Consider the following 15589-nt stretch of genomic DNA (forward strand, 5'->3'; position numbering starts at 1 on the left):
AGTTGGAAAAATATTATGAGCTTCGAATAGATAATTTAACACGGCAATTACCGTTGATAAAACTTAACGATGAATTAGCAATCGCCTCATTTGTTCTTTTGGGTGATGCTGAACTAACTCATTATGCGGCTGAGAGATTAGCTCAAAAAATAGACTTCGAATTTGATTATCTGGTAACTATGGAAAGCAAAGGGATTCCATTGGCGCAGGAAATGTGCCATTTTTTGAATAAACCGCGGTATGTGGTTTTACGTAAGAGTATTAAAGACTACATGCATGCACCTCTAAGCGTTCCAGTTAGTGCAATTACAACGAGTGCCCAACAGAAACTTGTAATTGATGGAAATGATGCTGCTTTATTGAAAGGGAAAAAAGTTGTCATTATTGATGATGTCATTAGTAGTGGTGGCTCAATAGCAGCGGCCGCAAAATTGCTGCACAAAGCAGAAGCAGATGTAGTTGATCGTTTTGCTATTTTAGCTGAGGGATCAGCGGCTAAACGTAAAGATATTCAGTTTTTAGAAGAACTACCGCTTTTCAAGTTGTAAATTTTTTAAAGATGTAGAAATGGGCTGTGGCAAAACGAACGTTTTGCTACAGCTTTTTTTTGCACTCTAAGCTATCTCAGCTGTTGCGTCTGCCAATCAATTTTTTTGAACATATAATTAAATGATGCAAGCAGATTTTAATTCAAATTACATGAAAATCTATATTCTATGTTTCAGTATTTCCTTTTGTGGTTGCATATTTCCGAACGAGAACAAAAAATATACTTACTAATAACAAGTGTATATAATGATACCAATAGTTATATGAAGGTGAGATGGTTGAATGGGTTATCGGTATGAACTTCTTTATCCAAAGGAAAAAGTTGAGGCAAAGACTCCTATTGTGATTACGATGCACGGAATGGGGTCAAACTTTTACGACTTAAGACCTTTGCTTGGGATTTTTGAAACTCCAGTTATTCAATTGCATATTCAAGGTAATATCCCATTTGGAAATGGTTTTGCATTCTTTGAGCCTGATTTTTCGCAACAGACAGAGGAGCAGGTAATCGGACCGGTAATCTCCGCTGTTTATCGGCAGATCAATGCAATATTAAGCAAAGAAAAAATCGCAAAACAACCCAAATTTATTTTAGGGTTCAGCCAGGGAGCAATTCTGACGGTCAGTTTAAGCTTGCTTTATCCTGGATGGCTAAGAGGCGGAATAGTGTTAAGCGGACGCCTGCCCGTTTTTTTTGAAAGAATGTTTATTGACAAAAATGATGTGAAGTATCCAGAAATCTTTGTTTCACAAGGCGAGAAAGATCCACTATTCGCACCTCAAACAGGGCAGTATCTCGCTAATTATCTGCAAAAACACGGATACCATGTTTTTTACCGGGAATATCCGATTGGTCATGGAGTACATCGCAAAACAGTTAGTGATTTAAAAAATTGGTTAAGAAGAAAGGTTTGATGACAATGCCAGCAGTTATACCAAAGTTCAGATTATCAGAGAACACGCATACGGGGACCGTTGCTTTGAAGGTGGCTGATTTAGAGAAACAAACTCTTTTTTATCAAAATGTTATTGGGTTGAAGATAATACAAAAAACAGAAAAACAAAGTATTTTGGGAGCTGAAAACGATGAGACTCCACTGCTTATTTTGAATAAAGTTGAGGATGCTGCTCCAGCTGCAAGAAAAACAGGACTGTATCATGTAGCTTTTCTTCTTCCAAGCCGCAGAGATTTAGGCAATGCTCTAATTCATTATTTGACAGTCAAAGCGCCTTTTATCGGAGCAAGTGATCATGGATACAGCGAGGCCCTTTATTTAACTGATCTAGAAAGTAATGGAATTGAAGTGTATCATGATAAACCTCGTCGTTACTGGGATGTACGTGAAGATGGTGAGATCCCGGCAATTACGATTGAAATGGATGCTCAAGGCGTTATTGATGCATCTGATAGGAAATGGAATGGATTCCCGCGGGGGACTAAAGTAGGCCATGTACACCTTAAAGTTTCAGAACTAAAAGCAACGCAGACCTTTTATAACGATATTTTAGGCTTGTCGCTAAAGACCAATTTTGGAAATCAAGCCAAATTTTTTGCAACAGGAAGTTACCATCATCATATTGGAACTAATATTTGGACAGGGAAGAATATTCCTGCTATGGATAAAAATGATATAGGCTTGGATTACTACACTTTTTTTGTTGAAAATACAATTGAATTGGCAAGGATAGAGCAGCATTGGCAAGAGCATGATGTTGTGTATGAAAAAGACAAGACCGGTGTTCTATCAATTACAGATCCAAATGGAATCAGTATTCAAATACAGATTGAGTCCTTCTGGGAAAGTACACAGTGATTTTGGTTTCCATATTATATATATCACAGAAGTCAAAATAAAAATCCAGCGAGAAATCTGATTAACAGTTTCTTGCTGGATTTTTGTGCTAAAGTAAAAATTAATTTTTTACAGCAGTTCCCATGAGGCCGAGCTAATAGTTGGGAAGAGATGAATTATGCGTTCAATTTGTTCTGGTTTCAGCTTAAGTTCAATAGCTGGGAGCAGGCTGTTAACAACATCTTCAGCATGTTCACTGACTTCTGTTGCACCGACAAGATGATGTGCTTTGTCGAAGACAAGGGCGTTCTCACCAAATGTTTCACGTGTAACTTGACGATACCAGTTATCTAAGACATTGTTTTTAACCACTGTGTATTCATCGCTTTTTTCCGCTTCTTCAACAGGAACACCGACGCGTGCAATGCGTGGCGATGTGAAAACAACAGAAGGAATTGCTGGATAGTTGATAGCGGCACTCGTTTCACCAGCCAAAAGATGCATTAAATAGGTTGATTCAAAAATAGCTGTTGGTGTTAATTTAGGTTGTGATTTCTTGATGACGTCTCCACTTGCATAAATATTGGGAATTGTTGTCTGAAGGTGATCATTAACGATAACACCGTCTTTATCATACTCAACACCGGTGTTTTCAAGCCCGATATTTTCAACATTGGGGATGCGGCCAGTTGCATCAAGAACCCAATCAACATGAACAGCTTTATTACCAGCATAATGAACAGTTGTTCCCATACCATGCTTTTCAAGACGCGATACAGCAGCATTACGTACAAAATGCACACCTCGTTTTTCCAAATCGGCGATAATATGTTCGACGAATGGCTGATGAAACTTACGGAGAGCTTTTTGACCGTGCATTAAAATAGTAACTTCTGAACCGAAGGCATTTGCAATTGTGGCGAACTCCAAACTAATGTAACCAGCACCGATAATTGCTATTTTAGCTGGCAATTCTTTTAAGTCCATGAATTCAGAGCTATCATGTGCCAATTCACTACCGGGAATATCCATGTGGTGCGGGCGCAGCCCAGTTGCAATGACTATTTTAGCAGCAGTTGTACTTTGACCGTTGACATCAACTGTGTGCTGATTTAGGAGTTTACCATGACCATGAAGAACAGTAACCTCGTTATTTTTTAGCAAGCCAGCTATAAAATCAGGCAGACCCTTAATAACATCATGCTTATGCTTGACTGTCTCAGACCAATTCAATGCTACCGGTGCAGTGACAATACCTTGCAGATCCTCAGCCTGTCGTTGCAAGGGAACAGGGGCATCCAGCGTAATTTTGGCATTGCAGCCGCGATTGGGGCAAGTGCCACCAATCAAGCCGCTTTCAACGATGGCAACTTTGAAACCCTTAGCCGCTAAAGGTATAGCACCATCGAAAGTGCCATGGCCGCTTCCAAGATATAGGACATCATAATCGTACTCATTTTCCAATATAACCAGCCTCCTATTGTTTTTTCTCTCTACTCAACAGTAGCGCAGGCCAGCTATTTGGACAAAGTAAATGCTCAATACACCAAAAGTATCAGTAATGATATTCCTAATCAGTTTCAGAAATGGTTTTTCTGATTTGTTTATTTTGAAGAAAATCTAATGCAAATTGTTTGTAGAATTTGACTGCATTCAGATAGTCGCTTATTTCAACATATTCATTGCTTTGGTGCGAAGTATTTGAACCGGGGCCAAGTTCGATACTATTAAAATCACCTTTCGCCTGCAAAAATTCAGCACCATCATTTGCACCGGAACTACCAGTTATCTTGGCTGCAGAGCCCAGAACGGTCTGATGTGTTTTTTGTGCAATTTTGATAATTTGCGAATCGGGTTTGCCAGAAATAGCTTCTTCAGGAAAACTATATGTAATTGCCAACTTGAAACCTTCTTTTTGGTTTAACTCGGCAATGATTTTTTCCAATTCGTCATAAAAGTACTGGTTTGGATAATCTGGGATAGTACGGATATTCCCCATCAATTCGGCATACGAAGGAATACTGTTGACCTGTTCACCACCTTTTATTTTAGTGATGTTATGAGTTACACCACCAAGAACAGGGTCAGTTTTGTTGAACTTAAGGAGCCTTTCTAAAGCAAGATGGTAAAAAACAATTAGATTATCAATTGCATTGATTCCAAGCTGGGGTTCGGCACTGTGAGCCGTTTTGCCGTATGATTTGACTTTGTAATCAATTACACCGCGTGCAGTATAGACAATATTTTGCATGTTAGAGGTCGGTTCAGCAACGAGTAGACCGGCTAGATTGTCAGCAAATCCTTCCTTAGTCAGTTGAGCTGCACCGTATTCACCTGTTTCTTCTCCGACGGTTGCTAAAAGACGAATTTTTCCAGGAAGCTCTATTTTGTGTTCTAACAGTTCAAGTAATGCAACTACGAGTGCTGCTAAACCACTTTTCATATCAGTAGCACCTCGGCCGTAAACTTTATCATCAGCAATTGTTGCGGAGAAAGGATCATAGTTCCAATCTTCAAGGTTTCCAGGTGCAACAACATCCATGTGACCGGTCAGTCCTAGCATTGGGCCTTTATTTTTGCCGATTGTCAGCACAAGATTGTCTCTGTTAGGGGCATAAGCGATTTTTTGAATATCAACTTCAGGGAATTTGGAAAATAGTGAACTTATATAATCTGCAACTTGAGTTTCATTGGAGTTAACTGAATTAATTTGAATAATTTTTTGGAGGATCTCAATTTTTTTCTGGTCATTCATTATTTGCACCTCATTGATATATATTAAAAGTCTTAATTTTACTCATTTTGTAATTATACACTTTTTATGAATTCTTTCACGTTAAAATGATTAAAAAACCATATTTTGAATATTGAACTTTGGAATCAGAGAAATGACAAAGTATTTGTTATACTCAATGCATATAGGAATAATGAAAGGATAAGGCAGCTAAATTGAAAAAAGAAATTTATGTAGTGGGCGCAGCATTGCTTAATGATAATCGAATTCTAGCAGCAAAAAGAAAAAATAATCGGACTCTAGGAGGGATGTGGGAATTTCCTGGCGGCAAAATCAAAGAAAATGAGACCCCACAAGAAGCTCTTAAAAGAGAGCTTGAGGAGGAATTTTCTGACAAAATTATCATTGGGCCGCAAGCTGCAGTAACGGCGGATTACGAGTATAGCTTTGGAAGGGTTCATTTAACGGTTTATTATGCAAAATTGCTGACTCAAAACTTTAATCTGGTCGCGCATAGCCAGATTTGTTGGGTTAGATCATCAGAATTACGCAGCTTGGAATGGCCGCCGGTTGATTGGCCGATTATTGAAAAAATTGCACAGACTGATTTGAGAAGGGTGAATTTTGATGACTGATATTATAAAGAACGAGCTGCAATCTGCTATTTTAAATGGTTACGTTGATCGGAATCAAAATTACGCAGCAGCCGAATTTTCTCCGCAGTTATTGAATAACAGTGAGCAAGAGACAGTTTGGGAACGTATCAGATTTGAATTAAATAGCTGTTCAAGTTTTACTTTTGCGGTTGCTTTTATTACCGATGATATACTGACACCACTGAAAGCCGTACTTGTCGATCTCAATTCACATGGTGTTCAGGGAAAGATTTTAACTTCAAATTATTTGTATTTTAACCACCCAAAGGTATTTGCCGAACTGCTGAAAATTCCGAACGTGAATGTTAGAATAGTGCGACAACCAGGTTTTCATGCTAAGGGTTATTTATTTCAACATGCAAAGCAGAATTATCAGTCAGTGATCATTGGCAGTTCTAATCTGACAAGAGCGGCATTGCTGCGCAATTATGAGTGGAATATACGTTTTACTTCGTATGCAGAAGGAGCAATCACTAAGCAGATCAACACTGAAATTTCACGTACTTGGACAGAAGCCGAACCGTTGACATCCAAATGGCTAAATGAATATGAACATCTTTTTTCAGAAAAAAGAGTTGAAATTGTTGAAGGAACAGATCGACTTAACGAGCGAAAAGCATTATATTCAACGGATTCAGTGATTGCACCAAATAAAATGCAACAACACGCTTTGCAAAAATTACAGGAGTTGCGTCAGACCGGCGAGCAGCGTGGTTTGGTTATTTCCGCGACTGGAACAGGTAAAACATACCTGGGTGCCTTTGATGTCAGTCAATTTAAACCACATCGTTTTTTATTTATCGTCCATCGTGAACAGATTTTGGAAAAATCCCGTTCAAGCTTTCATAAAGTGCTTGGTGGTCCAGCAAGTGACTACGGTATTTTATCGGGTCATCACACTGATAAAAAAGCAAAGTATTTGTTTGCAACAATTCAAACACTTTCTAAGTTAGAAAGGCTTAAACAATTTGATCCAGATGAGTTTGATTATATTCTTATTGATGAGGCGCATCGAACCGGTTCCGAAAGCTATCGTCGCGTATTAGCTTATTTTAAGCCGGAGTTCTGTCTGGGAATGACAGCGACACCAGAACGAACTGATGATTTTAACGTTTATCAATTATTTGATTATAATATTGCTTATGAGATCAGGTTGCAGGATGCGTTGAATGAACGGATGTTAGCACCATTTCATTATGTCGGACTTCAAGATTATGAATATCAGGGGAAACTAATTGATGACAAAGCACCTTTGCGGCACTTAGCTTCCGAACCACGAATCGATTATGTGCTGCAACAGTTGGAATATTACGGGTGTTCAGGTGACAAAGTCCATGGGCTGCTTTTTTGCAGTCGTCAAAAAGAGGCATATGAACTGGCAAAGCTGATGACCCAAAAGGGCCACCCAGCAATTGCACTTACAGATGAGACGATTAAAGTACGTGAAGAAACGATTAAAATGCTTGAAAATGGAGAAATCGAATACATAGTGACTGTTAATATTTTTAACGAAGGAATTGATATTCCATGTCTTAATCAGATTGTGATGCTGCGTAATACTCAATCTAGTATAGTATTTATTCAGCAGCTTGGACGTGGTTTGCGCAAGTTTCCGCATAAGGACTATGTAACGATTTTGGATTTTATTGGAAATTACAAAAATAATTATTTAATACCAATGGCATTAACAGGAGACAGGTCGCGGAGCAAGGATAGCGCACGTGCTGAAGTTAGTATGCAACCAACTATTGGAATTTCTACGATCAACTTCACTGAAATTGCACGGCAGCAGATATATGCTTCGATTCAAGCAACTAAGCTTGATTCATTGATGGAGATGCGCAAAGATTATCAGGAATTAAAACGCAAGATTGGAAGAATTCCCTTACTTATTGATTTTGAGAAGTATGGTTCAATTGATCCAATGGTTTTTGCAAATAGTAATCTTTTTCCTAATTACTATCATTTCCTTTTAAAAATGAAAGAAGATATCAAGTTGGTTCCTTATCAAGATCAGACTCTATACTTTTTAACAAAGGAATTATTAAATGGGATGAGGAGTCACGAACTGTTGTTATTACAAGAATTGGAGAAAAATAGCATGATTACGGAAGCAAAATTTGCTAACTTATTGCATACTGAAGGATGTTATGCAGATAATGCTGTTTTGAAATCAGTAGATACAATTCTAAGTCTTGAATTTTTTCATGTTAAAGCAGGCAAGAAATTTAAATCAGCTAGATATGGTGGAGAACCATTAGTTTATCATGAAGAGGGGAGATATTATTTGAATCAGCGGCTTTTAAAGATGCTCGACACAAATACATCTTTCAAGTGTTTGTTTAATGACGTTATTAAAACAGGTTTGACACAGGCAAAAAGGTTTGATCATTCAACTCCTTTTACTCTCTATCAAAAGTACACGCGCAAAGATGTTTGTCGTCTTTTGAATTGGAAAAAAGATGTGAGTGCACCAATGTATGGATATCGTGTTGGTAGAAATGACTGTCCTATTTTTATAACTTACACAAAGGATACGAGTGGCAAACGTAAGGGTGAAAACTATGAGAACGAATTTCTAAGTACATCTATTATTCACTGGTTTACGCGCAGCCCGCGTCATCTTTATTCGGATGAAGTACAGAGATTGTTGCAAACTGACAAGGAAGGAAAACCGGTTGTAAAAATTCACTTATTTGTCAAAAAAAGTGATGCTGAAGGCAAAGATTTTTTTTATTTGGGCGAGAGTGAAATAATCAGAAGCTCAGCATCGGAAAAAATGATTCTAGGTAAAAATGGACGCAAAAAAGCAATTGTAGCCTTGGATCTACGGCTTAAAGTACCTGTACAGCAGCGCTATTACACGATGCTGACTGCTGGAGATGATAAAATAAATAGTTGACTTATGATATCTTAATGATATCATAAGGATATCAATTGAAAAGATCTCAACTTGCAAGGAAGTGATCATCTTGGATAAGATGGCAACATTTTTATTGCGTTTGCCGCAAGATTTGAAGAAAAGGCTTGAGGAAAGCGCAAAAAAGCAAAATAGAAGCGTTAACAGCATGCTGCAGACAATGATTGAAGATGAATTGGGAATGGCTGATAAGCCAGTTACCTCACTTGAACATCGTCAATTCATTGGTCAAGTTATTTCGAGTAAGCAGATTGATCAGGATAATGGTTTGGTACAGGTTAACGGAATTTTCTATCGTTATTTGATTGAAAGTAATTTGGATTTTGATTCACGTAAGAGCTATATCGTGATTGAAGCAAATGGCAACATATTAACGCTGAGACCGGTTGAACTTTGATCGTGTCTGGCGCAATAAGGGAGATTTTATATTGTTTGGAGTTAAGATTGTGCAACAGAATTGTCAGGGATTAGTAGAGACTTTAGGAAAGTATCGGAGAAATGTTGAAGCGGGGCTGCATTTTTATATTCCACTAGCTCAGCGAATCCGCTCAGTCAACCTAGCAATGAGGCCATTGCAGCTATCGCAGTATTCGGTTATCACTAAAGATAATGCGGATATCAAAGCGAGTGTGACACTTAACTATCATGTTACTGATGCACAAAAATACACTTACGAAAATACTGATTCAGTTGAATCAATGGCTCAATTAGTTCGAGGCCATTTACGTGACATTATCGGGCGCCTAGACTTAACAGACGCATTAGGCTCAACATCGAAAATAAATGCAGATCTTGCCGCTGCAATTGGAGATTTAACAAACGTTTATGGAATCAATGTTGATCGTGTCAATATCGATGAATTGACCCCCTCTACTGCAATTCAAGAAGCGATGGATAAACAATTAACTGCTGATCGTGAACGAATTGCAACGATTGCTAAGGCGCAAGGACAGGCACAAAATATTAAGCTGACAACAGATGCTCAAAATAGAGCACTCATTGAAACAGCACAGGCGCAAGCTCAGGCTACTAAAACACGCGCAGACGCCGAAAGTTATCGAATCAATAAGATTCAAGACAGCTTGAGAGATGTTAATGGTAATTACTTTAAGGATCAAAGCATTCATGCTTTCGAAGGCTTAGCAAACTCCAATACTAACTTAGTCGTGCTGTCTAAAGATGAGATGACAACTTTAGGACAAGTGCCAGTCATTAAAAAAATGTTGGATCAAGAAAGCAAATAGATGCCGCAATTGAAAAACGGTAGTGTGACAAAGATAAACTAATTTGAACGAGAGCTGGGTTAAAAGTTATTTTGACTCAGCTTTTTTATTTATCTCTATTATGCGAGTTAACGGGTTTTAAAAGTTGGTTTTCCACATTTTTTTGTTTAAAATATCAAATGTTGGAATAAGCGAAATATTGTTGGGATTCAAGAACCTGATGTCAAACTTTAACAGCGGTTAATGCTACAATAAAAGTAGATTGTTCCTGTTAAGGAGGAACTTATATTGCTACAAGCAAACTACAATGAAATTAATGAGGAAATACGCAAAGATCCACAAAATGCTGTATATACACGAGGCAAGATCAGGCCACTTTATTATGCAAATCCAAAAGCAAAGATTTTAATTATCGGGCAGGCACCTGGAAGAAAGGCACAAGACACACACATCATTTGGAATGATGTGAGTGGGGTGAGACTGCGTCAGTGGCTTGGGGTGTCAGATGAAGTTTTTTATCATTCTGGAAAAATTGCTGTGCTGCCGATGGATTTTTATTTTCCGGGAAAAGGCAAATCAGGTGATCTTCCTCCTAGAAAAGGATTTGCAGCTAAGTGGCATCCGCTATTATTGAAAACGATGCCTGAGATCCAGCTGACAGTTTTGGTCGGAAGCTATGCAGTCAAACATTACTTAAACTTGAAAAGTTCAGCTAAATTGACAGATGTTGTCCGTGCATATCAGTCTTATCTGCCTGAATATTTTCCGATAGTACATCCTTCACCGCGTAATCAAATATGGATGGCTAGGAATTCCTGGTTTGCTACACAAGTGATACCTGCTTTAAGGTCAAAAACAGAAAATCTGTTGAAGAATTAAAGCAATATAACCAGACAGTTTTTGGTTTAATACTAAAAAATTATTCATTCCTAGTTATTGTGAAAAAGCATTGGTGGAACATCAAAAAATTGAGTAGTAATTTTTGAGCAGTTGTTCTAACATGTGAACGTAAAATAGCACGAAAAGTGAGGACAGAAAAAGTGACGTTTGTTTATTCAATACTTTTATTAATAATGGCTGTGATACTGGCAAACTTCATAGCACAGAAATTTACGTTTTTTCCGCAATCTATCTGGCAGATTATTTTAGGACTGCTGTGTGCAATGACGCCATCATTATCCAGCTATATAGTTAATTTGGATCCTGAATGGTTCATGATGCTGATTATAGCTCCATTGTTGTTTTTTGAAGGCCAGCAGACACAAGGAAGAGTTATTTCGCAGAATATAAGAAATATTCTGCGCCTTTCAATTTTACTTGCCCTGATAACTATGTTTTTTCTAGGTTGGGGGATTCATCATTTCTTGAATTGGCCTTTTGCGGTTGCACTTGCGCTAGCGGCAATTGTAACTCCGACTGATGCGACTGCTTTAAATTCAGTTAACAAGGGGCTAGTGATGCCCAAAGGAGTTTTGCGTTCATTGAATCTTGAGTCAATGTTCAATGATGCAACTGGCATCGTTGCTTTAGAGTTGGCCATCGTTTGGATCAATACGGGGCATCTCTCAGTTGGCGAAGCTTTGCGGAAGTTTGCATTTGTTGCTCTTGGGGGGATCATTTTCGGCTTTGCGGCAGGCTTTTTAGTTATTCAATTGCGAAAATATTTATTGCGAAAACAATTTGATGATATGACAGCTCAAGTTATGCTGCAGCTTTTAACACCAATATTGATCTATGTTGCAGCAGAAGAAATTGGAGTTTCAGGAATTATTGCGGCAGTAATCGCTGGTATTATTCACCATGAAGAGCGCAGTCGAACATTGTTGGTTTCTTCGCAAATGAATAATCTGAGTACACAATTATGGAAAATTATTACACAAGTACTAAATGGTGTTGTTTTCGTTATTTTAGGGTTGAGTTTGGTACCAATTTTGAAGAACATTTTTGCCTTTCGCTTAGAAAAAAGTGCTGGCATTATTCTGACCGCTTTTCTTATTTATGCAAGTATGCTGATATTAAGATATTTTTATGCACTTTACGATGCAAAAAGAGTAAACAAAGAGATACCCGAAGGTGTGTTTAAAGATGCCCTCGTTTTTTCATTAGGAGGGGTTCACGGAACTGTAACTCTCGCAATGGCTTTTTCGTTGCCGCTTTTTTTAGCCAATCACCAGGTTTTTAAAGTTAGGGAAAACATTCTAACAGTTTCAGCATTGGTAATTCTGTTCAGTTTGGTGGTTCCGTTGATTCTACTGCCTATGGTTTTATCTAAAGAACATGAAGCTTTTGATGTTGATGAATTAGATCAAGCTTACAATGAAATCGTGAACGCGGCGATGGCTTATATTACTACTTTAGAGATTTCAGACAAACGAAGGCAAAAATTGACACAACGAATCCAAACGCAGCGAGGGTACAAATATAATAAGGATCCTGAGACGTGGAATCAGGTGATTAAACAATTGGATTACGTACGCAATCAAGCGGTTGAAAATGCAATCGAAGATGATTTGCTGTCAACAGATGCAATTAAGCTCTGGAATAGAATGAATGAAGGCAAAAAGTACAAGCAACAAAACGTTAAAAGGATTAAAAAGGGAATAATATATAGGCATATGCTGTATCGTTTTTGGGAAAGATTGCTTAATTTATTTTTAACGGATAAACAGAAAACAGAATATCGAGTGAAAAAATATCGGCATCGAATTGGGAAACTTGAGCATAAAAAAGAATGTACAGTAAATAATGAGGAACGTGCAGACGTTCAAGCCAAGATTACTAGATTTGAAAGAAAAATATCGCTGATACAAGTTTATGGGGATGCTGAACAAAAAGATCGATGGATAAAGGCCATGAAGGAAATCGATGATGCAATGGCTGATGATGTTGCCGCATTTATTGAAAAAGTTGATAAGCAGAATTCAGATAAGGGGCTGGTTGTTGCCTTACGTGAAAAAATTAATAACGAAAAGTTAAATGTACGTACACAGGACATCGAAAACCAGCAAAATATAGATCTGATGAATGTTCTGCAGTTTGAACTTGGATTTATAAAGGAACGAAATACAGAGGGCAAGTATAGTGCTGACTTAACAAAGGTGTTATATGATGACATTATTGCAGCCCAAAGCATTATTTTGGAAGTTGGGGCATAAAGGTAGTTTCCACCACTAAAAAGCTGTCAAAGCTTTTTTAATGCAAATTCAAGACTAAATGGATAAAAAATATTTAAGGGACTAGCAATAGTTTGCAATTTAGGCGGGAGCAATGTAAAATCTAAGATAATTAAAGGATGGGGATTAAGGATGATGGCTTTTAACGCAAAAACAGTACAAAATTGTTGTTGTCGTATTTCGTGCACGAGCATTTGGAATACGTCTATTTTGGAGTATGGCTGTTTCTGCGTTGGCGGTTGAGCTATTCATCTTTTAAAATAGCAATTCTATGTTCGAAAGCACGAATCTCATGGAGATTGGTGCCTTTTTTGTATCTTTAATGGAGAGCCAAAAATTAATAATGAATTTAATACTAAACAGAAACGACTTGTAAAGGGAGAAACATATGAAAAAGCAGGAGAAAGTAAAAATTGGAATACTTAATCTGATGCATAATAAAGAAGAATCGCAACAACAGTTTGCAAAAGTCTTAAGCAATAAAGCTATGCCGATTGAATTAACTTTTTATTATCCGGCAACACATTACAAAAAGCGACCAGTTCCAGAGAAACTTCAACAGATCGCCAGACCATTGAATTTAGAAGAAGTTAAACAACAGGATGCGTTTATTGTTTCGGGAGCTCCAATTGAAAAACTAGACTTCAGAGAAATTCGCTATATGCCTGAAGTGGAAGAACTTTTGGATGTTCTGGAAGAAAATGCAATTGAACAGCTTTATGTCTGCTGGGGGGCAATGGCTGCACTCAATTATTTTTACAGAATACAGAAAAATATGATGGCAGCCAAGGTTTTTGGTATTTATCCAAACTATATTCAAGCCAAAAGTGAACTTTTGCAGGGCGCTCATGATGGCTTTTTAGCGCCACATGCACGTTATGCCGAAATGGACCACCGCCAGATTGCTGAGCATGAGGCACTCACTATTTTGGCTTCAGATGTGAACGGACATTTGACTTTGGTGGAAGCGGCGAAAGCACACCAAACGTTTTTATTTTCTCACCTGGAATATGATAAGGATGCTCTTCTAAAGGAATACCAGCGTGAAGTAGTAGCCTATCCGAATAGCGAGCAGAATTTGGTTAAGCCAAAGAATTACTTTAAATATCCGGCGAAAATGGAGATGCCTATCTTTAGCTGGGAAGAGACACAAAAAGGGTTCTATAACAACTGGCTTAAAAAAGTTTTTACTTCCAGAAGCAAGAATCTTTTAGCATATGAGTCTTAAGTATAGTGATCATTTTTATGTTTACGTTGAGAGGCATACTTAATTAAAAAACACTTGACAATTTTATTAATTAAGTTAAAATACGGTTATAATAATTATATGAACGATAAACATATTGAAGAGTAGAGTACAAGTTGGATTCTCTAAGAGAGCTTCTGGGTGGTGCGAAGAAGTGTGATGAAGATTTGGAATATGGACTTGGAATGGTAGCGGTAATGTTGTTTAGCCGCTGACGGGGTTGCGACCGTTAATGATGCAAAGTTATACTGCTTTATCTTACACAGGTGTAGAGTAGTGTATCTTATCGAGGCAGTCGGTGTGAGCAGGCTGCGAATGAAGGTGGCATCACGGAAGCATCCGTCCTTTTAGAGGGACGGGTGTTTTTTTGTCTAAAAAAGGGCAGCTTCTTCTAATCTTTATCATATTCATATTATAAAAACTACACAGGGGAGAGAAAATAATGAAAAAATCATTAAAGTATATTATAGGGGTACTTGTTTTGATAGTTATTGTTGTTGCAGGTTACTTTAGTTTTGGTGGTGGGAAAAAAGCTGAAGCTGAAACGGTCACTGTCGGAATTATGTCAGGTTCTAAACAAGATGACCAAGTTTGGAAGGCTGTTTCAAAAACAGCTAAGGAAAAATACAATCTTAATTTGAAATTCAAGAAATTTACAGACTATTCACAACCTAATAAAGCACTGACAAGCGGAAATATCGATCTTAATTCATTTCAACATTATGCCTTCTTGAATGCGTGGAACAAGGCAAATAAAACAAACATTGAAGCCATTGGGAAGACGGTAATTATGCCGATCCGACTGTATTCAAATAAGGTAAAAAGCATCAAAGAAATCGAAAATGGGGCAACAATCGCCGTTCCTAATGATGCAACTAACGAATCACGTGCACTGTATGTTTTGAAGAATGCAGGACTTATCACGTTGAAGTCTAACAGCGGGTTAGCAACAGTTAAATCAATTGCTAAAAACCCTAAGAATCTTCAAATCAAAGAACTTGATGCAAGTCAAACTGCGCGTTCCTTATCAGATGTAACAGCGGCAGTTATCAATGGGAACTATGCACAAACTGCAGGAATCAATTATAAGTCTGCAATCTATGTTGAACCGGTTAACAAAGATTCTGAACAATGGATAAACATTATTGCGGCAAATAAAAAGAACAAAAATAAGAAAGCATATAAGGAAGTTGTAAAAGCTTACCAATCAGAAGCGACAAAGAAAGCGATCAAAGATGCATATGGAACTGCTGAAGTGCCAGCATGGGATATTAAATTGAAGTAAATATGTGCCT

General features: G+C 37.8%; 13 protein-coding genes and 1 other annotated feature. Of the genes, 11 read left to right on the top strand and 2 right to left on the bottom strand.

The annotated features are described in order from the left end of the window. The first annotated feature begins 2 nt into the window (after positions 1-2). From FD20_RS07095 to FD20_RS07105, 3 genes are all read left to right on the top strand, one after another. The gene (locus tag FD20_RS07095; RefSeq protein ID WP_057737153.1) at positions 3-548 is read left to right on the top strand and encodes a phosphoribosyltransferase family protein; all 546 of its coding nucleotides are present in this window, start codon (positions 3-5) and stop codon (positions 546-548) included. Between the two features lie 283 nt (positions 549-831). Continuing rightward, on the top strand, positions 832-1464 hold the full coding sequence (locus FD20_RS07100) for an alpha/beta hydrolase (protein WP_057737155.1): 633 nt from the start codon (positions 832-834) through the stop codon (positions 1462-1464). Positions 1465-1469: 5 nt separating this feature from the next. Further along, a complete protein-coding gene (locus tag FD20_RS07105) occupies positions 1470-2363 on the top strand; it encodes a VOC family protein (protein WP_057737233.1) in 894 nt (297 codons plus the stop codon). Between the two features lie 108 nt (positions 2364-2471). Here FD20_RS07105 and FD20_RS07110 read toward each other — a convergent pair whose 3' ends face one another. Both FD20_RS07110 and FD20_RS07115 read right to left on the bottom strand, forming a co-directional pair. Further along, entirely contained in the window at positions 2472-3806 is a 1335-nt protein-coding gene (locus tag FD20_RS07110) for a dihydrolipoyl dehydrogenase family protein (RefSeq protein WP_057737156.1), read from the bottom strand. A gap of 106 nt (positions 3807-3912) precedes the next feature. After that, the gene (locus FD20_RS07115) at positions 3913-5097 is read right to left on the bottom strand and encodes an ArgE/DapE family deacylase (protein WP_057737157.1); all 1185 of its coding nucleotides are present in this window, start codon (positions 5095-5097) and stop codon (positions 3913-3915) included. A gap of 194 nt (positions 5098-5291) precedes the next feature. Here FD20_RS07115 and FD20_RS07120 point away from each other — a divergent pair, with 194 nt between their 5' ends. The 8 genes from FD20_RS07120 to FD20_RS07155 all read left to right on the top strand — a co-directional run bounded on the left by FD20_RS07120 (position 5292) and on the right by FD20_RS07155 (position 15579). Continuing rightward, complete coding sequence (locus FD20_RS07120; RefSeq protein ID WP_057737158.1) at positions 5292-5711, top strand: (deoxy)nucleoside triphosphate pyrophosphohydrolase; 420 nt, start codon at positions 5292-5294, stop codon at positions 5709-5711. Continuing rightward, the gene (locus FD20_RS07125) at positions 5704-8634 is read left to right on the top strand and encodes a DUF3427 domain-containing protein (protein WP_057737159.1); all 2931 of its coding nucleotides are present in this window, start codon (positions 5704-5706) and stop codon (positions 8632-8634) included. The genes FD20_RS07120 and FD20_RS07125 overlap by 8 nt, the downstream gene beginning before the upstream one ends. Positions 8635-8713: 79 nt before the next feature. Then, positions 8714-9049 (top strand): Arc family DNA-binding protein, encoded by a 336-nt coding sequence (locus FD20_RS07130; RefSeq protein WP_057737235.1) that lies wholly within the window; start codon positions 8714-8716, stop codon positions 9047-9049. Positions 9050-9080: 31 nt separating this feature from the next. Then, positions 9081-9896 (top strand): SPFH domain-containing protein, encoded by an 816-nt coding sequence (locus FD20_RS07135; RefSeq protein ID WP_057737160.1) that lies wholly within the window; start codon positions 9081-9083, stop codon positions 9894-9896. Positions 9897-10163: 267 nt separating this feature from the next. Then, positions 10164-10754: a uracil-DNA glycosylase family protein gene (locus tag FD20_RS07140; protein ID WP_083489075.1), complete on the top strand. Its 591-nt coding sequence runs from the start codon at positions 10164-10166 to the stop codon at positions 10752-10754. A gap of 194 nt (positions 10755-10948) precedes the next feature. Next, positions 10949-13030, top strand: coding sequence for a cation:proton antiporter (locus FD20_RS07145; RefSeq protein WP_235807734.1), 2082 nt, complete (start codon positions 10949-10951; stop codon positions 13028-13030). Positions 13031-13436: 406 nt separating this feature from the next. Beyond that, positions 13437-14276 (top strand): homoserine O-acetyltransferase/O-succinyltransferase family protein, encoded by an 840-nt coding sequence (locus FD20_RS07150; RefSeq protein WP_057737165.1) that lies wholly within the window; start codon positions 13437-13439, stop codon positions 14274-14276. 106 nt (positions 14277-14382) lie between these two features. Then, positions 14383-14644 (top strand) — a binding site (T-box leader). Between the two features lie 92 nt (positions 14645-14736). Next, positions 14737-15579, top strand: coding sequence for a MetQ/NlpA family ABC transporter substrate-binding protein (locus tag FD20_RS07155; protein ID WP_057737167.1), 843 nt, complete (start codon positions 14737-14739; stop codon positions 15577-15579). Positions 15580-15589 lie beyond the last annotated feature (10 nt).

It is taken from the genome of Liquorilactobacillus uvarum DSM 19971 (assembly GCF_001434935.1).
GTDB lineage: Bacteria > Bacillota > Bacilli > Lactobacillales > Lactobacillaceae > Liquorilactobacillus > Liquorilactobacillus uvarum.